Source organism: Streptomyces lienomycini, from assembly GCF_027947595.1.
Lineage (GTDB): Bacteria > Actinomycetota > Actinomycetes > Streptomycetales > Streptomycetaceae > Streptomyces > Streptomyces lienomycini.
Genome location: NZ_CP116257.1, coordinates 1668117 through 1692264, shown reverse-complemented (window position 1 = coordinate 1692264; position 24148 = coordinate 1668117). Strand labels below are relative to the sequence as shown.

At 72.3% G+C, this 24148-nt stretch carries 21 protein-coding genes and 1 pseudogene; 1 reads left to right on the top strand and 21 read right to left on the bottom strand.

The window, feature by feature from the left end; all coding sequences use genetic code 11:
- Positions 1-134: 134 nt before the first annotated feature.
- From dprA to BJ961_RS07885, 15 genes and pseudogenes are all read right to left on the bottom strand, one after another.
- The gene (dprA, locus tag BJ961_RS07955; protein WP_271416989.1) at positions 135-1265 is read right to left on the bottom strand and encodes a DNA-processing protein DprA; all 1131 of its coding nucleotides are present in this window, start codon (positions 1263-1265) and stop codon (positions 135-137) included.
- Between the two features lie 893 nt (positions 1266-2158).
- Positions 2159-3784, bottom strand: coding sequence for a YifB family Mg chelatase-like AAA ATPase (locus BJ961_RS07950; protein WP_271320596.1), 1626 nt, complete (start codon positions 3782-3784; stop codon positions 2159-2161).
- Complete coding sequence (locus tag BJ961_RS07945) at positions 3784-4146, bottom strand: YraN family protein (RefSeq protein WP_271320595.1); 363 nt, start codon at positions 4144-4146, stop codon at positions 3784-3786. Before BJ961_RS07945 ends, BJ961_RS07950 begins: the two co-directional genes overlap by 1 nt.
- Before the next feature lie 171 nt (positions 4147-4317).
- The gene (locus BJ961_RS07940; protein WP_003965949.1) at positions 4318-4626 is read right to left on the bottom strand and encodes a DUF2469 domain-containing protein; all 309 of its coding nucleotides are present in this window, start codon (positions 4624-4626) and stop codon (positions 4318-4320) included.
- 56 nt (positions 4627-4682) lie between these two features.
- A complete protein-coding gene (locus tag BJ961_RS07935) occupies positions 4683-5207 on the bottom strand; it encodes an NUDIX hydrolase (RefSeq protein ID WP_271320594.1) in 525 nt (174 codons plus the stop codon).
- Positions 5197-5973, bottom strand: coding sequence for a signal peptidase I (lepB, locus tag BJ961_RS07930; protein WP_271320593.1), 777 nt, complete (start codon positions 5971-5973; stop codon positions 5197-5199). The genes BJ961_RS07935 and lepB (BJ961_RS07930) overlap by 11 nt, the downstream gene beginning before the upstream one ends.
- Before the next feature lie 104 nt (positions 5974-6077).
- Positions 6078-7079 carry a signal peptidase I gene (gene lepB / locus BJ961_RS07925; protein WP_271320592.1) on the bottom strand — a complete coding sequence of 334 codons (1002 nt, stop codon included), beginning with the start codon at positions 7077-7079 and terminating at the stop codon, positions 6078-6080.
- Positions 6970-8052 (bottom strand): annotated as a pseudogene (gene lepB / locus BJ961_RS07920) (signal peptidase I); the annotation flags it as partial. The gene lepB (BJ961_RS07925) and the pseudogene lepB (BJ961_RS07920), both read right to left, overlap by 110 nt.
- Positions 8045-8854 (bottom strand): signal peptidase I, encoded by an 810-nt coding sequence (gene lepB, locus BJ961_RS07915; RefSeq protein ID WP_271320591.1) that lies wholly within the window; start codon positions 8852-8854, stop codon positions 8045-8047. The gene lepB (BJ961_RS07915) and the pseudogene lepB (BJ961_RS07920), both read right to left, overlap by 8 nt.
- Before the next feature lie 45 nt (positions 8855-8899).
- Positions 8900-9250 (bottom strand): 50S ribosomal protein L19, encoded by a 351-nt coding sequence (gene rplS / locus BJ961_RS07910; protein WP_003973398.1) that lies wholly within the window; start codon positions 9248-9250, stop codon positions 8900-8902.
- Positions 9251-9387: 137 nt separating this feature from the next.
- Positions 9388-10221, bottom strand: a complete 834-nt coding sequence (gene trmD, locus BJ961_RS07905) for a tRNA (guanosine(37)-N1)-methyltransferase TrmD (protein WP_271320590.1) — start codon at positions 10219-10221, stop codon at positions 9388-9390.
- Entirely contained in the window at positions 10221-10787 is a 567-nt protein-coding gene (gene rimM, locus BJ961_RS07900; protein ID WP_271320589.1) for a ribosome maturation factor RimM, read from the bottom strand. The genes trmD and rimM overlap by 1 nt, the downstream gene beginning before the upstream one ends.
- 109 nt (positions 10788-10896) lie before the next feature.
- Positions 10897-11136: an RNA-binding protein gene (locus tag BJ961_RS07895; RefSeq protein ID WP_003973401.1), complete on the bottom strand. Its 240-nt coding sequence runs from the start codon at positions 11134-11136 to the stop codon at positions 10897-10899.
- Positions 11137-11138: 2 nt separating this feature from the next.
- Positions 11139-11567 carry a 30S ribosomal protein S16 gene (rpsP, locus tag BJ961_RS07890; RefSeq protein WP_271320588.1) on the bottom strand — a complete coding sequence of 143 codons (429 nt, stop codon included), beginning with the start codon at positions 11565-11567 and terminating at the stop codon, positions 11139-11141.
- Positions 11568-11822: 255 nt separating this feature from the next.
- Positions 11823-12419 (bottom strand): hypothetical protein, encoded by a 597-nt coding sequence (locus tag BJ961_RS07885; protein WP_052838381.1) that lies wholly within the window; start codon positions 12417-12419, stop codon positions 11823-11825.
- Positions 12420-13089: 670 nt separating this feature from the next.
- Between BJ961_RS07885 and BJ961_RS07880 the strand changes: the two genes are divergently transcribed.
- Positions 13090-13995 carry a class I SAM-dependent methyltransferase gene (locus BJ961_RS07880; RefSeq protein ID WP_271320587.1) on the top strand — a complete coding sequence of 302 codons (906 nt, stop codon included), beginning with the start codon at positions 13090-13092 and terminating at the stop codon, positions 13993-13995.
- A gap of 46 nt (positions 13996-14041) precedes the next feature.
- Here the strand turns inward: BJ961_RS07880 and ftsH are convergent, their stop codons facing one another.
- From ftsH to nsdA, 6 genes are all read right to left on the bottom strand, one after another.
- Positions 14042-15988: an ATP-dependent zinc metalloprotease FtsH gene (ftsH, locus tag BJ961_RS07875; protein ID WP_271320586.1), complete on the bottom strand. Its 1947-nt coding sequence runs from the start codon at positions 15986-15988 to the stop codon at positions 14042-14044.
- Between the two features lie 130 nt (positions 15989-16118).
- Positions 16119-17669, bottom strand: a complete 1551-nt coding sequence (ffh, locus tag BJ961_RS07870) for a signal recognition particle protein (RefSeq protein ID WP_271320585.1) — start codon at positions 17667-17669, stop codon at positions 16119-16121.
- A 220-nt stretch (positions 17670-17889) separates the two neighbouring features.
- Positions 17890-20349, bottom strand: a complete 2460-nt coding sequence (locus tag BJ961_RS07865; RefSeq protein WP_271320584.1) for a [protein-PII] uridylyltransferase — start codon at positions 20347-20349, stop codon at positions 17890-17892.
- Between the two features lie 22 nt (positions 20350-20371).
- A complete protein-coding gene (locus BJ961_RS07860) occupies positions 20372-20710 on the bottom strand; it encodes a P-II family nitrogen regulator (protein ID WP_271320583.1) in 339 nt (112 codons plus the stop codon).
- Positions 20707-22053 (bottom strand): ammonium transporter, encoded by a 1347-nt coding sequence (locus tag BJ961_RS07855; RefSeq protein ID WP_271320582.1) that lies wholly within the window; start codon positions 22051-22053, stop codon positions 20707-20709. The genes BJ961_RS07860 and BJ961_RS07855 overlap by 4 nt, the downstream gene beginning before the upstream one ends.
- A gap of 312 nt (positions 22054-22365) precedes the next feature.
- A complete protein-coding gene (gene nsdA, locus BJ961_RS07850; RefSeq protein ID WP_271320581.1) occupies positions 22366-23865 on the bottom strand; it encodes a transcriptional repressor NsdA in 1500 nt (499 codons plus the stop codon).
- Positions 23866-24148: the final 283 nt, after the last annotated feature.

Below are 24148 nucleotides of genomic sequence, written 5' to 3'. Positions count from 1 at the left end.
GGGCCGTGCGCAGATACGTTCCGCTGAACGCTCTACAGGGGGGACGATGATCGCTCTGGGTGATCATTCGAATACCCCAACTGCCTGAATCCCCACGGGCGTCGGGCTTCCCCCGGACGGCCGAACACGGTGCGTCAGCACGGGCTCCGGCCGCCGCGTACCGAGATCATCGCCTGGCGTGTCAACTTCCAGCCGTCGCCGTGTCGTTCGACGTAACCGAGTGCTCGAAGCTCGTACAGTCTCGCGATCGCGTCGTCCTGCGTGGTCTGTGCACGGCGTGCCACCTCGGCCGCCGAGGCCGTCCCCCGCGCGGGGAGCCCGGCCAGGACATGGCGGGTCCGGGGCTCCAGGAGGTCGGTGGGAAGGACCGGCCCGCGTCGCTCCGGAGGCAGCTCTCCCATGGCGCCGACCAGTTCGACCACCTCCGCGGCGTCGCCGACGAGCACCGCGTCGCCGCGCAGCAGTTCGTGCACCCCCGCGGAGAGCGCGCTGGTCGCCGGTCCGGGCACACCCATGACGTGGCGACCGAGGCGTCGGGCGGCACGGGCGGTGACCAGCGAACCGCTGCGGTAGGCGGCCTCGACGACGACGGTGCCCCGGGTGAGTGCGGCGATTACGCGGTTGCGCAGGATGAACCTGCTCGGTGTCGGGTGGTCGCCCGGCGGCAGCTCTCCGACGACGAGGCCCTGCTCGGCGATCCTGGTGATCAGCGCGGTGTGCCCGGGAGGGTAGGGGCGGTCGACACCGCAGGCGAGGACGGCGGCGGTGGCGCCGCCCGCGCCGAGGGCGCCCCGGTGGGCGGCACCGTCGACCCCGTAGGCGCCGCCGGACACCACGACCCATCCTCGCTCGGCCAGGCCGGCGGCGAGGGTGGCGGCCATGTGGGCGCCGTACTCCGTGCAGGCGCGGGCGCCGACGACGGCGACCGACCTCAGCGCCCACATGCGCAGGCTGGGCCCGCCCCGCACCCACAGCCCGAGCGGCCTGGCGTCACCGAGGTCGTCCAGCTGCCCCGGCCACTCGGCGGTTCCGGGGGTCACGTAGCGCGCCCCCGCGGCCCGGGCGACGGCCAGGTCCCGGTGGGGGTCGGCACCCCGCGCCCGGGCGCACAGTCCGGCCCACCGCTTCTCGCTCACCCCCGGCAGGGCACGCCCGCCGTCGCGCAGGCGCCGGGCCACCTCCACGGCTCCCCGCTCCCGCACCCACCGTCCGCCCGTCTCGTCGCCGGGCTCGATGACCCTGGCGAGGAAGACCCGCCCGAGCAGCTCCGGGTCCGCCGGCGCGGCACTCCGGGCACCGCTCCCGCCCGCACCCTCGTCCTCGCCCGCGTGCGCGTCCCCCTGCCCCGCATGGGGGCGGCGCTCCCCGGCGACACCGCCACCCGAGGTCGTGCTGCCGACCCCGGCCGCGGGGTCGCCCCCTGCGCCGGGATCGGGGCCGGGATCGGGGCCGGGATCGGGATCGGGGCCGGGATCGGGGCCGGGCTCGCCCCCTGCGCCGGGCTCGGAGTCAGAGTCGGGGGCGGAGCCGGGCTCGGGCTCGGGCCCCGCCGTCGCGTTCTCCCGGTCCCCGGCGTCGCGATTCCCCGGGTCGGCCGCCCCGGTCGAGGCGCCGCCCCCTACCCCGCCACGCGTCACCACACCGCCCGCGATGGCCGGGTCACCGGCCAAGGACACGGCGTCGTCGCCGAAGAGTGCGTCGCACCTCGTGGCCCCGGCACCCGCGTCCTCGAAGACCTGCCCCGTGGGCAGGGCATCCCCGCTCACGGCAGCACCCTCCGTCGGCACGGCGTCCCCGCTTCCGGCACCGTCCGCCATCGCGCCGACGTCCCCGCACACGGCACCGCCCGCCATCGCGCCGACGTCTCCGCACACGGCACCGCCCGCCATCGCGCCAGCCTCCCCGCTCAGGACGCCGTCCTCCATCGCACCGGCGTCCCCGCACACGGCACCGCCCGCCATCGCGCCAGCCTCCCCGCTCAGGACGCCGTCCTCCATCGCACCGGCGTCCCCGCACACGGCACCGCCCGCCATCGCGCCAGCCTCCCCGCTCAGGACGCCGTCCTCCATCGCACCGGCGTCCCCGCTCGGGACGCCGTCCTCCGTCGTCGCGGCGTCCCCAGCCACGGGGCCGTTCCCCGTCACCCCTGCGCCCCCGCTCATGCCAGGGCTCCCAGGGTCATCGGTACGCCCCGCGGCACGGCCGTGCGCAGTTGCAGCGCCAGGTTGACGTCCCTCGCGTCGGGGCAGTCGTGGCCGACGAGGTCGGCGACGGTCCAGGCGACGCGCAGCACCCGGTCGAGTCCCCGGGCGGTGAGCGCGCCGCGTTCCAGGCTGCGTTCCGCCTGGTCCAGCGCACCCGGCGCGGCACGCCAGCGGCTGCGCAGCTCCCGGCCGGGCACCTCGCTGTTCGACCGCCACGGGGTGTCCGCGAGGCGCGCGGCCGCCCGTTCCCTGGCCGCTCGCACCCGGTCCGCGACCGTCGCGGTGGTATCGCCTCGGGGGCCGTCCCAGGCGAGCTGACTGCGTGTGACCCGGTCCACCTCGACCCGCAGGTCGACCCGGTCCAGCAGCGGGCCGGACAGCCGGGCCTGGTAGCGGCGGATCGACGAGGGCGAGCACTCGCACAGCTCCTCCTTCCGGGAGAACCGCCCGCAGGGGCAGGGATTGGCGGCGAGCACCATCAGGAAGCGTGCCGGGAAGCGCACCACGCCCGCGCTGCGCGCGATCACGACGTGCCCGGCCTCCAGCGGCTGGCGCAGGGCGTCCAGCGCGTGGCTGCCGAACTCGGGAGTCTCGTCCAGAAACAGCACCCCTCGGTGCGCCAGGGACACGGCTCCCGGCCGTGCGATGCCGGGCCCGCCCCCGACGAGGGCCTGCATCGTGGCGGAGTGGTGCGGTGCGCAGTAGGGGGCCACGTCGATCAGGGGCTTGCCCGGGGGCAGCAGGCCCGCCACCGAGTGGACGGCGGTGACCTCCAGGGACTCCGCGCGGCAGAGCCGGGGCAGGATCGCGGGCAGCCGTTCGGCGAGCATGGTCTTGCCTGCTCCGGGCGGCCCTTCGAGGAACAGGTGATGGCGGCCGGCCGCGGCGATCTCCACCGCGGCGCGCGCCGACTCCTGGCCGACGACGTCGGCGAGGTCGTGGCCGTGGTCGTGCTGGGCCGCTCCCATGCTGTGCATTCCGGTGGCCGCGCCGGTGCCGGGCATGCGCAGACCGGCGAGGAGCGGGTCGGGACGGCCCTGCTGGTCCTGTTCCTCCTCCGGCACGGGTTCGTCGGCGAGGAGGGCGATCAGCTGGCGCAGACTGCGTACGCCGAGTACCGACACCCCCGGCACCAGGGACGCCTCGGCGGCGGCGCTCTCCGGCACGACGACCTGTTCGTAGCCGGCCTCGGCCGCGGCGAGTACGGCCGGCAGGATGCCGCGCACGGGCCGCACCCGGCCGTCCAGGCCCAGCTCCCCGATCATCACGATGTCGGCGAGCACCCGCGGGTCGATCCGCTCCGCGGCGCCCATCACGCTGGCGGCGACGGCCAGGTCGAAGCCGCTGCCGCTCTTCGGCACCGAGGCCGGACTGAGTCCCACCGTCAGCTTCTTCTGCGGCCACTCGGCACCGGAGTTCACCACGGCCGCCCGTACCCGGTCCCGGCTCTCCGTGAGGCTCTTGTCGGGCAGGCCCACCAGTGTGAACGCCGCCACGCCCGGTTCCAGGTCGGCCTGGACCTCGACCACCACGCCCTCGACGCCGACGAGAGCCACCGAACACGTCCGCGCGAAGCCCATCACGCCACCCCCCGGGCGTGTTCGACCGCGGGAGCGCCGCGCTGCGGCAGGAGCACCCCGACCAGGTCGATGCGGACGCCGCCGTACGGGGCTCCTCCGTGGGTCTGGATCCAGCGCTCCGCGAGCCGCCGCAGCCGCTCCGCCTTCTCGGGGGTCACGGCGGCCATCGGGTGCTCGAAGGAGCCGCCCCTGCGGGTCTTGACCTCGCAGACGACCAGGACGTCGCCGTCCCGGGCCACGATGTCGATCTCTCCGGTCCTGCCGCAGCGCCAGTTGCGCTTCAGGACCGTCATACCGGCCCCGGCCAGCCGGCGGGCGGCGAGTGTCTCGCCGTACTTGCCCAGCGCACCTCGTGCGTTCATCTCGGCACCACCTCCGGCGCCAACGATGAGGGCAGCTCAGCGAGCTTGTGGATCTTGGTGGACGGTCGGGCGGCTGTGGACAACCCGGTCACCCGCGCGGGTGAGACCCGTCGGTGACCCACTCGGCCGGCTGATACCGCCTGCCGGCCACCGACTGCCCGCCACCGGTCGTCAGCCGCCAGGAAGCTCCAGGTCGCTCTTGTTCAGCTCCTCGATGTTCACGTCCTTGAACGTGAGCACCCGCACCTGCTTGACGAACCGGGCCGGCCGGTACATGTCCCACACCCACGCGTCGGCCATCGAGACCTCGAAGAAGACCTCGCCCTGGACCGAGTGCACCTGCATCTCGTAGTCGTTGGTGAGGTAGAAGCGCCGCTCGGTTTCGATCACGTATTTGAACAGGCCGACGACGTCGCGGTACTCCCGGTAGAGCTTGAGCTCCATCTCGGTCTCGTACTTCTCGAGGTCCTCGGCGCTCATGGCATGTTCCCCTTCAGCCGTGCGGTCCCCCCATTGTGCGCCAGTCCCGTGCACCCCTAGACGATTTCGGTGTCCAGGGTCACCGGAGCGGCCGGGGGACCTTCGTCGAGCAGCGTGCGCAGCAGCTCGGCGAGTCTGGTCGGATACACCGTCTCACGTGCCCGGGTCAGTTCCCGACACGTCCACCAGCGCGCTCCGGCGACGCTGCGACGCTCCAGTTCGGTGAGGCCGACGGCCTCGGTGGCGGTCTGGGCGGTGCGGGCCAGGTAGTACCACTCGTCCTGATGCCAGCGGCGGCCCGCGAAGGGGAAGGAGCACCTGCGCCGCCACAGCACCGGGCCGAGTTCGACGTCGGTGATGCCGGTCTCCTCGAGGAGTTCGCGCCGGGCGGCCTCCTCGCGGGTCTCGTCGCCCTCCACACCGCCGCCGGGGGTGAACCACCAGTCGTCGGAGGGATCGTCCGGTTCGTGTCCGTGCAGCAGCAGGATGCGGTCCTCGGGGTCGAGCAGCACCACCCGGGCGACCCTGCGCAGTCCGCCCTCGTAGGTGTCCTGCCCCGCCGGGGTCGTCTCAGCGGCCACCGGTGGGCTCCGCTCCGCTCCGGGTCCGGGAGGCGCCCCTCCACTTGGCGACCGGGCCGTACGCCGCGCCGCCCAGGATCAGCACGACCCCGGCGATCACCAGTGCGACGACCGTCCGCAGCGGTCCCGGCGAGGAGAGGGCGCCCAGCGTCTCGAAGCCGGTCGGCCGCTCCAGCATGCCGTCCATGGGCCAGACCACGGCGTCGACGCGGGCGTCCACCGCCCCGCGCGCCACGGTGCCCGCGGCCGCGTCGGCGATGTGGGCGGTGGAGTCCACCGAGTTGTGCCGTTCGTCGCCGAGCAGGAACAGGCGGCCCTCCGGGACGGTCACGGTCTGGAAGTCGCTGTCCTCGGCAGGGGCGCCGGCGGGCAGGTACGGCTCCTCGATCACCTTGCCGTTGACCCTCAGCCGGCCCTGCTGGCAGCAGGAGACGGTGTCCCCGCCCACGGCGACGACCCGCTTGACCATGGGCGCGTCGGCCCAGTTGGCGTCCTTGAACACGACGACGTCGCCGCGGCGGACGTCGGCTCCGTCGATGCGCTGCGCCACCACCCGGTCACCGACGTCGATCGTCGGTGCCATCGAGCCGGTCGGCACGGTGTAGGGCCGGTAGACCACCGCTCCCCAGGCGAAACCACCGAGGAACAGCACCAGGCCCAGCGCCACGGCGATGTTGGACAGCCGGTGCCCGGTTCTGCTGCCCACCGGGTTCCTGTTCGCTCCGCCGCCGCGCGGGACCGTACGTGTCGTGCTCTCGCCACCCATGGAGCCGCACCTTACCCGGCGGTACCCCGACGGGGGAGCCCCCTCCCGGGGGCCGGAAGGGGGCGGGGGTGCCGGGCCGACGTCGGCCGCTCGGTCCGGGAGCCTCAGCGGGTCCGGGCGGGGGCGGTACGGCGGCGGCGCCACCAGACGACCGGGACCACGCCGGCGAGGGCCAGCCCCTGGGGGGCGACCGAGAGTGCCGCGGCGGCCGAGGACTGGTTGCGCACGCCGTCCTGGTCGAAGGTGTCGGGGACCGACAGGGTGCCCCACCGGTTCATCGGCCAGGCGACCACGATGGCGCGGCCGACCACCTCGTCCACGGGGACCATGCCGCCGTGCTTGTCCGACTGGTTGTAGCGCGAGTCCCGGGAGTTCTGCCGGTGGTCGCCCATGACCCAGATCTTGCCCTCGGGGACCGTGACCTTGAACCGGCCGCCCTGGTCGTCGTCGGAGCACGGGGTGTTGCCGGGGTACACGTACGGCTCGTCCAGTGCCTGGCCGTTGACCTTGAGCGGGCCGGTCTTGTTGCACTCGACGGTGTCGCCGCCGACGCCGACGACGCGCTTGATGAGGTCCTTCTCGTCCGCGGACGGCATGAGGCCGATCCAGCTGAGGACCGTCTGCAGCGCGTTCGGGTCGGGGGTCGGTTCGCCCGCCAGCCAGTCGTCCGGGTCGTGGAAGACGACCACCTCGCCGCGTTCGGGCTCCGAGCCGAACCAGGGGGTCAGCTTGTCGACCAGGACGCGGTCACCGATCTGCAGGGTGTTCTCCATCGAGGACGACGGGATCGAGAACGCCTGCACCAGGAACGTCTTGATCAGCAGGGCCAGCACCAGCGCGATGCCGATCAGGATCGGCAGCTCCTTCCAGAAGGAGCGCTGCTTCCTGGCCTCGGGGGGTGTGGCGGGGGGCGTCCCGCCGACTCCCTCGTCCTCGGTCCCGCCGTTGTGTCCGTGCCGTCCGTTCGTCACCCTGCCGTCCTCGGTTCCGGAGTCCGGCCCGGAGTCCGGGGCGCCGTCGGCGACCGGGCCGGCCGTCTCCTCGGGGCGTCCGCGGTTCTCCTCGCCGTCGTGTCCGGACCGTGCGCCAACCGCCACATCCCCCACGCCAACTCCTCACTCTCTGCCGCCGCCTGCCCCGGAAACGGCGCAGGCCCACCACTCCCATAACGAGCGGGAGTTCCGCAGGGGTCGGGAGTTCAATCATCGCGTTCGGATCGTAGGGGGCAACCCTATGCGACAGGCCGGGAGCGGCGGACGAACCGGAGGCCGAGTCGGACACGGACGCATACGTTTTCGGCTCGTCCAGCGTGGTCCAGTGACCGAACGGCCACGCGATCACCATGGCCCGCCCCACCACCTCGTCCTCGGAGACGGTGCCGAAGTCGGTCCCCTGGTGGGCGCGGGAGTCGGCGGAGTTGGAGCGGTGGTCGCCCATGACCCACAGCCGCCCCTGAGGGACAGTGACGTCGAACGGCGTTCTGGACGGGGAGTCGCCCGGGTACAGGTAGTCCTCCACGAGGGGGACGCCGTTGACGGTCACGCGTCCCTGGGTGTCGCAGCACTTCACGTGGTCCCCGCCGACGCCGACGACCCGCTTGATGAGGTCCTTCTCGTCGTCGGAGGGGAGCAGGCCGATGAAGGCGAGGCCCTCCTTGACCTGCTTGACGACGACGGGATCGTCCTCCTTGGTGGTCTGCTCGCCCTGGAGCCAGCCCCCGGGGTCCCGGAAGACGACGACGTCGCCGCGCTGCGGCTCGGAGCCGAACCAGGGGGTGAGCTTGTCGACCAGGACCCGGTCACCGATCCGGATGGTCTGCTCCATGGAGCCCGACGGGATCACGAACGCCTGGACGAGGAAGGTCTTCAGCACCAGCGCTATGAGGACCGCGACGCCGATGAGGAGCGGGATCTCCTTGACGGCGCCGCGCCTGCGACGCCGTTTGACCTTGCGCTGGAGTCTGCGGCGCTCGGCACGCGAGCGGCCGCCGGACGGCGCGGCGGTGCGCCGGGAGCCGGTGGGCAGGAGGTTCTCCGCAGGGCTGCTGGGCGTGCCCCGCGGCTTGCCCCGGCTACCCATCGCCGCCCTCGGCGCGCGCCGCTCCGCCCTCGTCCGCACCGCCGGACACGACCCCGGCCCGGGACACGGCCCCGGCTCCGGACGCGGGCCCGACGTCTCCTTCCCCCTCCGGCACGCGCGCGTAGGCGTCGGGGCGGTCGAGGTGGGTGGCGTGGGCGAAGGGCCAGACGATCCAGTCGGCGCGGCCGATCACCCGGTCCAGCGGGATCATTCCGCCGCCCGGGGAGCCGAGGTGGTCGCGGGAGTCGCTGGAGTCGGCCCGGTGGTCGCCGAGTACGAAGAGGGTGCCGTCGGGGACGACGACGTCGAAGGGGACCGTGGACGGGCCGTCGCCGGGGTAGAGGAACGCCGACTCGTCGACCGACTGGCCGTTCACCCGGATCCTCCCCTCACTGTCGCAGCACACCACGTGGTCCCCGCCCACACCGACAACGCGTTTGATGTAGTCGCCGTGCCCGAAGAGCCCGGTGCCGTCGAAGACGACGATGTCGCCCCGCCGCGGCCGACCGTCGAAACGGTACGCCAACTTGTTTACGAGAACGCGGTCGCCGATCCTCAATCCGCGCTCCATCGAACCGCTGGGGATCTGGAACGGCCGGAGCACGAAGGTGCTGAACAGCAGCAGGAACAGCAGGACGACCAGGAGGGTCACGGTGATCCGGCCGCCCGGCAACCAGTCCGCGATACGCCCCGTGAACGCGGAACGCGACCGTTCCTCCGGTTCCTCCGCATCCGAGGGCTGCTCGGGGTCGGAAGGTCGGGAGGAGCGGTCGCGCTCCGTGTGCTGTGTTTCGGTGTCCATCGGGGCCAGATGCTATCCGGCCCCGGCACGGACCTCGGAGGGCGCTCAGCTGTCGCGCTTCTCCTTGATCTTCGCGGCCTTGCCGCGCAGCTCGCGCAGGTAGTACAGCTTGGCGCGGCGGACGTCACCGCGGGTGACGAGCTCGATCTTCTCCACGATCGGGGTGTGCACCGGGAAGGTGCGCTCGACGCCGACGGAGAAGGAGACCTTGCGGACCGTGAAGGTCTCGCGCACGCCGGCGCCCTGACGGCGGATGACGACGCCCTTGAACTGCTGCACACGGGAGCGGTTGCCCTCGATGACGCGCACGTGGACGTTGACGGTGTCGCCGGGGCGGAAGGCCGGGACGTCGCTGCGCAGCGACGCGGCGTCGACGGAGTCGAGCAGGTGAGACATTTCGTCTGCTTTCTTCGCCGATGCCACAGGTCATCAGCGGAAACTAGGTGTTTCGGAATCAGGGTCGTGCGGGTCGGGACGGGCGTCGTCTCCCCCTGTGGCAGGGGGCGCGCTCCGGACGGACGCACAACAGCCGCCTATTCTTCCATGCCCGGCGTCCTGCGCCAAAATCGGCCGTACGGTTCCCCGTCCGGGTCGGGTTGCCAGCCCAGGATGGAGAGCATCTCGCGGTCCTTCTTGTCGAAGGCCTTCGGGTCGCACCGTTCGATCAGGTCGGGCCGGTTGGCCGTGGTGCGCCGCAGGGCCTCGTCCCGCCGCCAGCGGGCGATCTTCCCGTGGTGGCCGCTGAGCAGGACGTCCGGGATGCCGCGCCCGCGCCAGTGCGGCGGCTTGGTGTGGACGGGGCCCTCCAGCAGGTTGGCCATGGCGCCGAGGGCGAAGGAGTCGTCCCGGTGGGACTCGGCGTTGCCGAGGACGCCGGGCAGCAGCCGGGCCACGGCCTCGGTGACGACGAGTACGGCGGCCTCGCCGCCGGCCAGGACGTAGTCGCCGATGGACACCTCGTACACGGGCATCCTGGTCGCGTACTCGTCGACGACGCGGCGGTCGATGCCCTCGTAGCGGGCGGGCGTGAAGATCAGCCAGGGACGCTCGGAGAGGTGGACGGCGAGTTCCTGGGTGAAGGGGCGGCCGCTCGGCGTGGGCACGATGAGGGCGGGCTCGCCGGAGCCGCTCTCGTAGCCGTCGGCCAGGACGGAGTCCAGGGCGTCGCCCCACGGCTCGGTCTTCATGACCATGCCGGGGCCGCCACCGTAGGGGGTGTCGTCGACCGTGTTGTGGCGGTCGTACGTCCACGCGCGCAGGTCGTGCACGTGGACGCCGAGCTGTCCACGCGCGCGTGCCTTGCCGACGAGGGAGACGTTCAGCGGTTCCAGGTACTCGGGGAAGATCGTGACGACGTCGAGCCGCATCAGGCGTCGTCTCCGGTGTCCTCGACGGCGGCGTCGCGCGCGGAGGCGATCTCCGCCCGGTCGTCGATCAGACCGGGCGGCGGGTCGATGACCGCGCGCTGCTCGTCGAGGTCGATGCCGGTGACGATCTCGGAGACGAACGGCACGTAGACCTCGCTGCCGTCCGGGCGCTCCACCACGAAGAGGTCCTGCGTGGGCAGGTGGGAGATCTCGGTGATCCGGCCGACCTCGGTGCCGTCGGCGGTCACCACGTCGAGGTCGATCAGCTGGTGGTCGTAGTACTCGTCCTCGTCCTCGGGCCGCTCGTCCGGGTCCACGTCGGCGATCAGGAGGGTGTTGCGCAGGGCCTCGGCCCCGGTGCGGTCGTGGACGCCGGCGAAGCGCAGCAGGAGGCGGCCGCTGTGCACCCGGCCGGTCTCGATGGTGAGGGGCCCGACCGGGGCGGGGTCGGTGGTCAGTACGGCGCCGGGCCCGAGCCTCAGCTCCGGCTCGTCCGTGCGGACCTCGACGGTCACCTCGCCCTTGATCCCGTGGGCGCGGCCGATGCGCGCGACTACCAGCTGCACTGTGCTTGATCTCCTGTCGGACTGCGACGAGCCGCTCGGGGCTCATACGACTGCGGGCCGGGGACGGCCCAGTGGCCTTCCCCGGCCCGAGCCGGTGCTGCGTTTGGCGTCAGCGGACGTGGTCCACGTCGACGAGGTCGACACGGACACCGCGGCCGCCGATGGCGCCCACGACGGTGCGCAGTGCGCGCGCGGTGCGGCCGTTGCGGCCGATCACCTTGCCGAGGTCGTCGGGGTGGACCCGGACCTCGAGCACGCGCCCGCGACGCAGGTTGCGCGAGGCGACCTGCACATCGTCAGGGTTGTCGACGATGCCCTTCACGAGGTGCTCGAGAGCCTCCTCGAGCATGCTCAGGCCTCGGTCGACTCGGACGAGGAGGACTCGGCGGCGGCCTCGTCCTTCTTGTCGGCCTTCTTCTTCTGGGTGATCGCCTCACCCTTGCCCTCGTCCTCGCCGCCGATCGCCTCGAAGGTCGGGCGGGCCGACTTCTCGGCCGGCTGCAGCAGCGGAGCCGGGGCGGGCTCGCCCTTGTACTTCTGCCAGTCGCCGGTCTTCTTCAGGATGGCGAGCACGGGCTCGGTCGGCTGGGCGCCGACACCGAGCCAGTACGCGACACGCTCGGCGTCGACCTCCATCACCGACGGGTTGTACGTCGGGTGGTACTTGCCGATCTCCTCGATGGCCCGGCCGTCACGGCGGGTACGGGAGTCGGCGACGACGATGCGGTAGTGAGGCGAACGGATCTTGCCCAGACGCTTCAGCTTGATCTTGACTGCCACGGGAGTGGGTTCTCCTGGTTTTGACGTGGGTGGGCACGGCGAGAGAGCCGCGTGGGGTTGCGGTACCCGAGTGCCCGATGGACGCGTCAGCCGGAGGAGAGAGGGGTCCTGTGCGACTGTCGAGTACAGCTAGCCATTGTGCCACACGCGGGCAGGGCCGTCGGACGGAGGGTTCCGGGCCCGCGCGGGGGCGGACCACTCACCTCCGGGCGACGGCACCCGGCCCCGGTCCGGCTGCCACGAGCAGCCGGAGCGTCAGCTCACTCCCGCGCCGACCACCTCCGGGATCCGGAACGGCTTGCCGCAGCCGCCGCACATGATCGGGGCCTGGGCCAGCACCGACGGGACGACCCGCACATTGCGCCCGCAGTCGCAGACCGCCTTGACACGCACTCCTCCCCCGGAGGAGCCGTGGCGGGCGGCCGGGCCGCGGAAGCTGCGGGCCGTGTCGGTCGCGGTGGCGACGGTGTGGGCCTTCAGCGCGCGCTGGAGGCGTTCGATCGTCGGGCGGTAGCGGCGCTTCGCCTCGGGGGTGAGCGTGACCAGCGAGAAACCGCTGCTGGGATGCGGCTCCTCGGGGTGGTCCAGGCCCAGCTCCTCGGCGATCGCGAGGAATCGGCGGTTGTGGTAGCGCCCCGCGCGGGAGGTGTCGCGTACTCCGCGCGCGGCGGCGATGCCGTGGACTGCCTCGTGAAGCAGTCGCTCGAAGGAGAGCTCGTGCCCGCAGGCGGACGACGACTCTCCGATCAGGGACTCGGGCGCGGCAAGATCGGGCAGCTCGGTGTGGTGCCGCTGAATGTCGGCCCACGCCTGCGCCAGCTCTGCGGCGAGAACAGGTGGTGTCGTGCTCACGTAATGACAACGAGCCGGGGTGCCGCTGTGTTCCTATTCCGGGGCATCCCAAATAATTTGCACGTACCAGTCAGTTGCCGCTGATGCGTCCCGACGAGGGCGGGTGCGCTGATCTGCGGAGAAGCCTCACAGCTCGTACCAAGCTGGTGCGTAGTCCGACGTACGCGCCGGCACGTAGCCACCGTCCATGCGCCGGGAGGCGTGTGACCCGCGCGTGTGCAAGGGGCGTTTCGGTCGCTGTCGCGCCGGAGGAGCGCCGTCCGAGTGGGCGCGTGGACAGACGTGACGTTACCCGGTGTGCCGTCGGCGTGCGGCACCGCCCCGCCTCACGGGTCGTCCGTGTGCCGTCCGGCGGCCGCCGGTCCCGTCGACCTTGGCCGGAACCGCCTCGCCGACGCCACGGCCACCCGCTGTCATCGCCCGTCGTCACGTTCCGGCCATCCCGCCGGAGGTTCGGGCCGGGGCCGGCCGGGGTACCGCGCGGCCGGGCCACGTTGCCGGGAAGTGAAATCTCGCCACGCCGACGGGGATCGGGCGAACCGGGCCCCTCTACCACTGGACGCCGGAGCGAGCCCGGAGTTTCCTGGCATACGGGGGGAGTGCGAGCGCACTGCACGGGGGCCATGGAATCGGGCACGGCGGCAACACTCGGCGATTGGGGCGCTTTCCTATGACACCTACGCTCGTGCGGCAGCACCCGTCTCACGCGGGGGCGGCACCTCACGTGGACCTGCGGGCACGCGCGCGTGACTGGTCCGAGATACAGGAGCGCATGCTCGTACCGCTCTACGAGGCCGTGTACGAGCGACTGGACGTGGGCGACGGGACCCGGATGCTGGGCCTCGGCTGCGGTTCCGGTCTCGCGCTGCTGATGGCGGCCTCGCGCGGCGCCGCGGTGACCGGAGTCGACTCCCGCTCCCCGGAGCTGCTGGCCCTGGCACGGCAGCGCCTGCTGCCCGGGGCACCCGGAGGGTCCGGGACGCCCGAGGGGCCGGAGCCGCCCGAGGCGTGGAGCACGCGCGCGGGTGCCGACGCGCCGCGGATCGTCGAGGGCCCGCCCGGGAGCGCGGCGGACCCGACGGCACCGGCGTTCACCCTGGTGACCGCCTTCGAGCCCACCGGCTGCCTCGCGGACGACTCGGACGGGCTCGGCGAGTTGCTCGCCCGGGCGACGCCGCTCGCCGCGCGGGGCGCCGCCGTGGTGCTGACGGGCTGGGGCCCTCCGGAGCGGTGTGCCACGACGTCCGTGCTGCGGGTGGCGGCCAGACTCGCCGACCCGTTGCGCGGCGCGGGCGGCTGGCGGCCCGCCCTGCGCGACGACCTGGAGGAGGTGGCCCAGCGCGCCGGGCTCCGGCCGGACGGTTCGGGACGGGTGGCGTGCCCGTTCGGCTACGCCGGCCCGGACAGCGCGGTGCGCGGGCTGCTGTCGACCGGTCTCTTCGACGCGGCGATCGCGGCGACCGACCGGGAGCAGGTCGACAAGGAGCTGGCGGAGTCCCTGCACCCGCACCAGCGGCCGGACGGCACCGTGTGGATGCCGAACGTGTTCCGCTACCTGATCGCCCGGGTCCCCTGAGCGGTCAAGGAGTGCGGACAAGGAGTGCGGAAGCGGCCGCGGGCGCTCACACCTCCGGGTCGTCCTTCGTCAGCCTGGTGATCCCGGCGATGCGGTACGCCTCCGCCTCGTCCAGGGTCTCGCTGGCCAGCAGCGACTCGGCGAGCGCGTCGAGCTGACCGCGGTGGTCGCGCAGCTTGCGGACGGCCTCCTCGTAGCAGGAGTCGACGACCCGCCGCATCTCGCCGTCGATGGCGTCGAGGGTCTGGGGTGCGGCGGCCAGGCCGTACGCCTGCTGGGCGTCACCGGGGAGGGCGGAGAGGCGTCCGACCCGCTCGCTCATGCCCCAGCGCGCGACCATGCCGCGGGCGATGTTGGTGACCTGCTCGAGGTCGCTCTCCGATCCGGTCGTGATCACCCCGTACACGACGTGCTCGGCCGCCATGCCGCCGAGCGCGCCGATGATCCGCCCGCGCAGGTACTCCTCCGTGTACGCGTACTTGTCCGCGTCCGGCGTCGACAGCGTCACCCCCAGGGCCCGGCCGCGCGGCACGATGGTGATCTTGCGGACGGGGTCGGCGCCCGGTTGCAGCATGCCGAGCAGGGCGTGTCCGCTCTCGTGGTAGGCGGTGCGCCGGCGTTCCTCCTCGGGCATCACCAGCGGGCGTTCGGCACCCAGCTGGACCTTCTCCAGTGCCTCGGAGAGGTTCGCCTGCGTCACCCGGTCCTGCTTCCGCTTGACCGCGAGCAGCGCCGCCTCGTTGGCGAGGTTGGCGAGTTCGGCGCCGGTCATGCCCGGCGTCGTACGGGCGACCTGGGCGAGGTCGACGTCGGGAGCCAGCGGGATCTCGCGGGTGTGGATCTCCAGGATCGCCTTTCGGCCACTTCTGTCCGGCGGCGAGACGCTGACCACCCGGTCGAAGCGGCCGGGGCGGGTCAGGGCGGCGTCCAGGATGTCGGCGCGGTTGGTGGCGGCGATGACGATCACGCCCTCGGAGCCGGAGAAGCCGTCCATCTCGGTGAGGATCTGGTTGAGGGTCTGCTCGCGTTCGTCGTGGCCGCCCATGCCGGAGCCGCCGCCGCGGGCGCGGCCGATGGTGTCGATCTCGTCGATGAAGATGATCGACGGCGCCACCTTGCGGGCCTCGGCGAACAGCTCCCGCACCCGGGAGGCCCCCACACCGACGATCATCTCGATGAACTCCGACGCGGACGCCGAGAAGAACGGCACCTCCGCCTCTCCGGCGACCGCGCGCGCGAGGAGCGTCTTCCCGGTGCCGGGCGGGCCGGTCAGCAGGACGCCCCGGGGCATCTTGGCGCCCATGCGCCGATAGGCGTCCGGGTTCTTGAGGAAGTCGACGACGTCGCTCAGCTCGCCCTCCACCTCGTCGATCCCGGCGACGTCGGCGAAGGTGGTGCGCGGCTTCCCGGCCTCCAGCTCGACCGGCTTGGGCGGTGCCTTGCGGCCGAGCATGCCTCCGGCCCCGCCGCCCAGGGCGCCCCTCATGCGCCGCGCGATGAAGATCCACAGCACCACCAGGATCAGCATCGGCGCCAGCGCGATCAGCAGGTTGGACAGGAAGCTGCGGTGCTGGACGACGGGCTCGGCGGTGACGGTGACGTTGTTCTTCGTCAGCTCGTTCCAGAGCCGGTCGTCGGCGAAGGTCGGCCGCTCGGTCGTGAACTTGGTGTAGGTGCCGTCGCCCTCGGGATTGTCCCGGGCCTTCTTGAGCTGGCCCTGGATCGCGTCGCCCTTGGCGTAGATCTTGCTGACGTTGCCCGCGTCGACCTGCTTGCTGAACTCCGTGTAGGAGATGGTCGGCTCGTCGCCCTCGTTGAAGAAGGAGAGCACGAGGTTGGCGATGAGGTAGACGATCAGCGCCGCGAGGACCAGGTTCCACCAGCCGCCGCGCATCCTTCTGCCGCCGGGCGGCGGTTTGGGCGGCTCGTCGGGCGTGCCCTCGGTCCGCCAGGGCGGCTCGGGTGCCTTGCGCGGCGGGGACGGATTGGTCATATCCGGACGCTACGACAGGAAAGCCGCGCGGGCATGTGGGTGTACGACGCCGGGGCGCCCTCTTGGACGAGAGGGCGCCCCGGCGTCGCGGGTACGGACGTGGGTGCGGACGTACGTACGGAACGGGCCGTCAGCCCATGAACTTCTTGAACTCGTCCGGCAGCTCGAAGTCCTGACCGCCCTGCTGGGGCAGCCCGAGCGCTCCCCCGCTCTGCGCGGCGGCGGCGCGGCGGGCGGCCTCCTCCTGCTCCTGCTGCTTGCGCTTCATCGGGTTGCCGGAGCGCTGCTTGCCCTTGGCCTTCTTCTGCTGCTTCTTCTGCCGCCCGGGACCGCCACCCATGCCGGGCATCCCCGGCATACCGGGCATGCCGCCGCCCTGGGCCATGCGGGACATCATCTTGCGGGCCTCGAAGAACCGCTCGACGAGGGACTTGACCGCGCTGACGTCGACGCCGGAGCCCTTGGCGATACGGGCCCGGCGCGAGCCGTTGATGATCGTCGGCTCCTGGCGCTCGCCCGGGGTCATCGACTTGATGATGGCGGCCGTGCGGTCGACGTCGCGCTCGTCGAGGTTGTTGATCTGGTCCTTCATCTGGCCCATGCCGGGCAGCATGCCGAGCAGCTTACTAATGCTGCCCATTTTCCTGACCTGCTCCATCTGGGCCAGGAAGTCGTCCAGGGTGAAGTCCTGGCCCTTCTTGGACGCCAGCTTGGAGGCCATCTTCTCGGCCTCTTCCTGGCTGAACGTCTTCTCCGCCTGCTCGATCAGGGTGAGCAGGTCACCCATGTCGAGGATGCGGGAGGCCATCCGGTCCGGGTGGAAGGCGTCGAAGTCCGTCAGCTTCTCGCCGTTCGAGGCGAACATGATCGGCTTGCCGGTCACCGAGGCGATCGACAGGGCCGCGCCACCGCGGGCGTCGCCGTCGAGCTTGGAGAGCACCACGCCGTCGAAGCCGACGCCGTCGCGGAAGGCCTCGGCGGTGTTGACCGCGTCCTGACCGATCATGGCGTCGACGACGAAGAGGATCTCGTCGGGCGAGACCGCGTCGCGGATGTCCGCGGCCTGCCGCATCAGCTCCTGGTCGATGCCCAGGCGGCCGGCGGTGTCGACGATGACCAGGTCGTGGACCTTGGTCTTGGCGAACTCGATGGAGTCCTTGGCGACCTTGACCGGGTCACCGACGCCGTTGCCCGGCTCGGGGGCGTAGACCGCGACACCGGCGCGCTCGGCGACGACGCTCAGCTGGTTGACGGCGTTGGGGCGCTGGAGGTCACAGGCCACGAGCAGCGGGGAGTGGCCCTGCTCCTTGAGCCAGTGCCCGAGCTTGCCCGCGAGGGTGGTCTTACCGGCACCCTGCAGACCGGCCAGCATGATCACGGTCGGCGGCTGCTTGGCGAAGCGCAGGCGGCGGGTTTCTCCGCCGAGGATGGTGATCAGTTCCTCGTTGACCACCTTGACGATCTGCTGTGCCGGATTGAGCGCCTTGGAGACCTCGGCGCCGAGGGAGCGCTCCTTGACCTTCTTGATGAAGGCACGCACGACGGGCAGCGCCACGTCGGCTTCGAGGAGCGCGATGCGGATCTCGCGGGCCGTGGCGTCGATGTCCGCCTCGGTCAGCCTGCCTTTGCCCCGGAGGGATTTGAAGGTGGCTGACAGGCGGTCGGAGAGAGTATCGAACACGGCGGCGTAGGTCCTCGCGTCGGCGTTGGTGTGGGTCGCCCTCCAGGGTATCCGGCCCGGCAAGCAAATCGTCCCTGCCCGCTGCAGAGAGCGGGCAGGGACTGATATCCCCGCGTGCGCGGGGAGCAACCGAGGATCCCGACGAGTTCGTCGTTCACGATCGGACCATCCCCGCGTCGGCGGGGAGCACACCGGGTAAACGCATGACACGACCACAAGGTCACCCCCGCAGCGACTCCTCCAGCTCCCGGGCCACGGACGCCGCCTCCTCCCCCGGCAACGGCACCCCCTCGCCCCGCGTCACGTAGAACGCGTCCACCGCGTTCGCCCCCAGCGTCGACACGTGCGCGCTCCGCACCCGCACCCCTGCCGCCTCCAGTGCCCGCCCGATGCGGAACAGCAGTCCCGGCGCGTCCTGGGCGCGGACCTCGATCACCGTGGCCAGCCGGGAGGCGGCCGGGGCGACGGTGACGCGGGGCGGGGGCGGCTCCACTCCCCGGCGCCGGGGATGGGCGGCGTCCCGTTCGGCGAGGCGTCCGGCGATGTCCAGGGTGCCGTCCAGGGCCCTGACCAGGTCGGCACGGAGCCGGGCGGCCTGGGGCAGGGAGCCGTACTGGGCGGCGACCCGCCAGTCGAGGAGCAGGACGGAGCCGTCGACGCCGTCCGGCAGCGGCAGGGACCGCAGCTCGGCGGCGCGGACGGTCAGCCGGTGCAGGGCCAGCACCCCAGCCACCGCGGGGAGCACGCCCGCCTGGTCGGGTACGGCGATCAGCAGCTCCACACCGAGCGGCTCGGGACCGGCGGCCGTGGAGGGAGCCGTGGCGGATTCGGCGGGCGGCTCGGTCTGCGCCCGCAGCGCGAGTACCGGACCGCCGGTGCGGAAGGCCTCGACCGCAAGCCGTTCGTGCTCCGCGGTGGGCGCGGCGGACTCGGCCTCGGGCGGCGGCTCCCCGGCCAGTACTCCGGCGACCCGTTTCACCAGGTCGGCGACGAGGGAACCGCGCCAGGACGACCAGGCGGCCGGTCCGGTGGCCAGCGCGTCCGCCTCGGTCAGGGCGTGCAGCAGTTCCAGCGTGTGTTCGGTGCCGACCGCCTCCGCGACGGCGCGCACGGTGGCCGGGTCGTCGAGGTCGCGCCGGGTGGCGGTCTCCACGAGCAGGAGGTGGTGGCGTACGAGGGTGGCGAGGACGGTCGTGTCCGCGTGGTCGAAGCCGACGCGGGCGGCGACGTCCCGGGCGATGGTCTCCCCGGCGACGGAGTGGTCGCCCGGCCAGCCCTTGCCGATGTCGTGCAGCAGCGCGGCGACCAGCAGCAGGTCGGGGCGGTGCACGCGGCGGGCGAACCCGGCGGCGCGGACCGCGGTCTCGATCAGGTGCCGGTCCACGGTCCACAGGTGCACGGCGTTGCGCTGCGGGCGGCAGCGGACCCGTTCCCAGTCCGGCAGCAGCCGGGTGACCAGGCCCTCCGCCTCCAGCGCCTCCCAGACCTGCACCGTGGGCCGGCCCGAGCCGAGCAGGGTCACCAGTTGCTCGCGCGCCTCGGCGGGCCAGGGCTCGGGCAGGGGGCGCGCGGTGGCGGCCAGGCGCCGTACGGCGTGCCGGGAGAGCGGGAGCCCGGCCTGTGCGGCGGCGGCCGCGGCACGCAGCGGGAGTACGGGATCGCGTTCGGGGCGCGCGGTGCGGGCGAGCACCGCCTCTCCGTCCTGTTCCACCACGCCCTCGGCGAGCGGGGAGCGCTCGGTGACCGGTTTCCCGCCGTTCATCATGGCGCGCAGCCTCGGCCGCACGGATCGCGAGCGCAGCACGCGCCCCACCTCGCGCCAGGTGACGTCCCCCGCGTACGAGATGACGCGGGCCGCCTCGTACACCTGCCGCAGCAGCGTGTCGGCGTCCAGCAGGCCCAGTCCGGCCGCCACCTGGTCCTGTTCCTGCAGCGCCAGCCGGTCGGTGGCCCGGCCGGTCGCGAGGTGGAGGGCGTCGCGCACGTCGAGCAGTCGGCGGCGGGCGTCGGTGAGGCCCTCGCGCGGGGCGTCGGCCAGCCAGGAGGCGGCGACGGCACGCAGTGCGGTGGCGTCGCGCAGTCCTCCCCCGGCCTCCTTGAGGTCGGGTTCCAGCAGGTACTGCAGCTCGCCCTGGCGTTCGGCCCGCTCGGCGCAGAGTTCGCGCAGTGCGGGGAGGCGTCTGGGTGCCTGGTTGCGCCAGTCGGCGAGGACGGCGGTGCGCAGGGAGGCGGTGAGGGCGCGGTCTCCGGCGAGGTGGCGGGCGTCCAGGAGGCCGAGGTGGGCCTTGAGGTCCTCGCCGGCCGTCCGCCGGGCCTGCTGCGGGGTGCGGACGGAGTGGTCGAGGTCGAGACCGAGGTCCCAGACCGGGTACCAGAGGCGGTCGGCGAGGGCGGCGACCGCCTTGTCGTCGCCGCCGTCGTGCAGCAGGAGCAGGTCCAGGTCGCTGCGCGGGGACAGCTCGCCGCGCCCGTAGCCGCCGACCGCGACGAGCGACACCCCCACGTGTCCTTCGGCGCCCGCGTCGAAGAGGGCTGCCAGCCAGCCGTCCGTCAGTTCCGCGAGCTCCCCGCGCAGCCGCGGCCCGGACCGCGCCCCCTCGGTGAGGAGGCGCAGCCGGGCCGCCGCGTAGCCGCCGGGTCCCGAGTCATCCGCTTGTGCCGTCACATCCGTACGCGTCACCCGGCGACTCCTGTTCTGTTCGTCAGAGCGCGTCGGGACCGCGCTCGCCGGTCCGGACCCGTACGGCCGTGTCGACGGGGACCGACCAGACCTTGCCGTCGCCGATCTTCCCGGTGCGGGCCGCCTTGACCACGACGTCGATCAGCTGCTCGGCGTCGTCGTCCTCGACCAGGACCTCGACGCGGATCTTGGGCACCAGGTCGACGGTGTACTCGGCGCCCCGGTAGACCTCGGTGTGTCCGCGCTGGCGGCCGTAGCCGCTGGCCTCGGTGACGGTCAGGCCGTGGACCCCGAAGGCCTGGAGGGCCTCCTTGATCTCGTCGAGCCGGTGCGGCTTGACGACGGCGGTGATGAGCTTCATGCGTCCACCTTCTTGCTCGGGGCCGGTCCGGCCGTGGAGGCGGCCGGCGTGGCGGTCGTCCGGGCGGCACCGCCGCCGGCGCCGCTGAAGTCGTACGCGGTCTCGGCGTGCTCGGCCTGGTCGATGCCGGCCACCTCGACGTCCTCCGGTACCCGCATGCCGATCGTCTTGTCCAGCAGGAAGGCGAGGACCGCGGAGACGACCAGGGAGTAGGCGAGGACGCCGAAGACGCCCGCGCACTGCTTCCAGAACTGGTCGAGGCCGCCGCCGTAGAAGAGGCCCTCGACGTCGGACTGGCCCTTGCCGCTGGCGAAGAGGCCGACGAGCAGCGAGCCGAGGATGCCTCCGACGAGGTGGACGCCGACCACGTCGAGGGAGTCGTCGTAGCCGAACCTGTACTTCAGGCCGACGGCCATGGCGCAGACCACGCCGGCGATGAGCCCGACGGCGATCGCGCCGAGCGGGGAGACGGCGCCGCCGGCCGGGGTGATGGCGACCAGGCCGGAGACGGCGCCGGAGGCCGCGCCGAGGGTGGTGAAGGCGCCGTGGCGGATCTTCTCGTAGGCGAGCCAGCCGAGGATGGCGGCGCCGGTGGCGACCTGGGTGTTGACGAACATCAGCGCGCCCACGCCGTCGTCGTTGCCGAGCCAGGAGCCGGCGTTGAAGCCGAACCAGCCGAACCAGAGCAGTCCCGCGCCGAGCATGACCAGCGGGAGGCTGTGCGGGCGCATCGGGTCCTTCTTGAAGCCGACGCGCTTGCCGATGACGAGGATCACGCCGAGCGCGGCGGCTCCGGCGTTGATGTGCACGGCCGTACCGCCGGCGAAGTCGATCACGCCGAGTTCGAAGGCCCAGCCGCCGGCGCCCCAGACCCAGTGGGCGACGGGGAAGTAGACGATCGTGGCCCACAGGGCGATGAACAGCGCCCAGGCCGTGAACTTCACCCGGTCCGCGAGGGCGCCGCTGATCAGGGCCGGGGTGAGGACGGCGAACATCAGCTGGAAGACGAGGAACACGAAGACGGGGATGGTGTAGCCGTCCCACAGCTCGGTCAGGCCGATGTCGCTGAGCCCGATCCAGTCGGAGTTCCAGCCGATGACGCTGCCGGAGTCGGTGCCGAACGCCATGGAGAAGCCGTAGAGCACCCACAGGACGGTGACGATGCCGAGGCTGATGAAGCTCATCATCAGCATGTTGAGGGTGCTCTTGACCCGGACCATGCCTCCGTAGAAGAAGGCCAGCGCCGGGGTCATGAGCATCACCAGGGCGGAGCAGATGAGCATGAAGCCCGTGTTGGCGGCAGAGAGCTCCGTCTCTGCGGCGAGCGTGATGGCTGGAGCCATCGGCGTCTCCTCGTCGTTGGTACGGCCCCGTGCGGGCGAAGCCTGGCGGGCGTGAGGGGTGGGCCGGTTATGCGCCATGAGATTGGCGCAGTGCGGTTTCCGTGGACGCCCCTCGTTGTTTCGCCGCCGTGACGAAGGAGTGGTGCGTGTTACGCGTCGGTGAACTGCCGGGTGCGCGGCCGGGCGGGCCCCGGCGTGGCGTGGCGCCCCGGCCCGGACGCGAGCCGGCCGCGGCGGCCTCCGAATGACCTGGCATGGGGGAGCCGAGTCGGGCAGTTCGGGAGGGCCGGCCGCGGCCGGGGCTGGTGGGGGTCAGACCGCTTCGGCGGTCTCCGGCAGTTCGACGGCGAGCAGTTCGGTGAGGTCGACGACCTCACCGAGGTCGCCGAAATCGCGTACGGCCGTGTCGACGGTCTTGCGGATGCGGGTGTTGACGCGTTCGGAGCGGACCTTCTTGGCGATGCCCATGGCTTCGGCGGCCAGGACGGTGCTCTCCTCGGGTTCGCGGCGCAGCAGGTGCACGGTGGCCATGCCGATCAGGTTGAGCGCGTAGGAGCGCTGGTGTTCGTCGTCCTTGGCGAACAGCTCCACGGCCCGGCGCATCAGGGGGTCGGCGAGGGAGGCGTAGGCGGGGCTGCGGCCTGCCACGTAGGCGAGGTCGCGGAAGGAGTGGCTGTTCTCGCCGTACAGCTCGGCCTCGGAGAAGAAGCGGATCCAGTCGGGGTCGGGCTCGTCCCACTCGTCGGTCTCGGAGAAGGTGTCCTCGGCCATGCGCACCGCGCGCTTGCAGCGGCCGGGCTGTCCCATGTTGGCGTAGGCGCGGGCCTCCATCGCGTACAGCATCGACTGGGTGCGCGGGCCGGCGCAGTCCCGGCTGCCGTACTGCGCGAGGTGGACCAGCTCCAGGGCGTCGTCGGGCCGGCCGAGGTGGATCATCTGGCGGCTCATGCTGGAGAGGATGTACGAGCCGAGCGGCCGGTCCCCGGCCTCCTTGGCGGCGTGCAGGGCGAGCACGAAGTACTTCTGCGCGGTGGGCTGGAGCCCCACGTCGTAGGACATCCAGCCGGCCAGCTCGGCCAGTTCCGCGGCGACCTTGAAGAGCTTGGCGCGGGTGGTCTCGGTCTGGGGTTCCTGGAGCAGGTCGGTGACCTCGTGCAGCTGTCCGACGACGGCCTTGCGGCGCAGGCCGCCGCCGCACTGGGCGTCCCAGCGGCGGAACATCACCGCCGTGGACTCCAGCAGCTCCAGCTCCGGCCTGGACAGGCGGCCGCGCGCGCGGGTGGCGGGTGCCGCGGGCTCGCGCTCGGACGGCGGGGTGGCGGAGGGCGCGGGGACCAGCCAGCGCTGCATGGGCTCGATGAGGGACGGGCCCGCGGAGAGGGCCAGCGAGCTCCCGAGGAAGCCGCGCCGCGCCAGCATGAGGTCGCTGCGCGAGAACTCGCTGAGCAGGGCCACGGTCTGCGGGCCCGTCCAGGGGAGGTCGACGCCGGTCGCGGAGGGCGTGGGGCGGGTGGAGCGCAGGCCCAGGTCCTCGACGGAGACGACGACGCCGAAGCGCTCGGAGAACAGCTCGGACAGGATCCGCGGGATCGGCTCGCGCGGGTTCTCCCCGTCGAGCCAGCGGCGCACGCGTGAGGTGTCGGTGGAGATGTGGTTGGCGCCCAACTGGCGGGCCCGGCGGTTGACCTGGCGGGCCAGTTCGCCCTTGGACCAGCCGCTGCGGGCGAACCAGGAGGTGAGCAGCTCGTTCGGGCGCTTGTCAGCGTGCGACGCGCTTCCCGCGCTCGTACCGCTTCCGCCGTTGCCGCTCACTGGAACGCCCCCATCCCTGAGACCACCTGTCGCCGAGTGCGCCAAGCCCTATCAGGATGCCGGTGGTTACGGCCTTCCGTCCGGCGGTTGCCACCCTTCGAACGGAAAGCCGGATTGCCTCCGGCATACCCATATGTGCATGTGCCCCACGGCTCCATGCACACAAAGTAGTCCCGTGATCACTCGTCCAGCCATGGCGATTACGGAATCGCCACCATTCGCCACCCCTTCGAATGAACTCGCGGCGGCCAGTACGCGATTCACTTGACATACGCCAACCGGA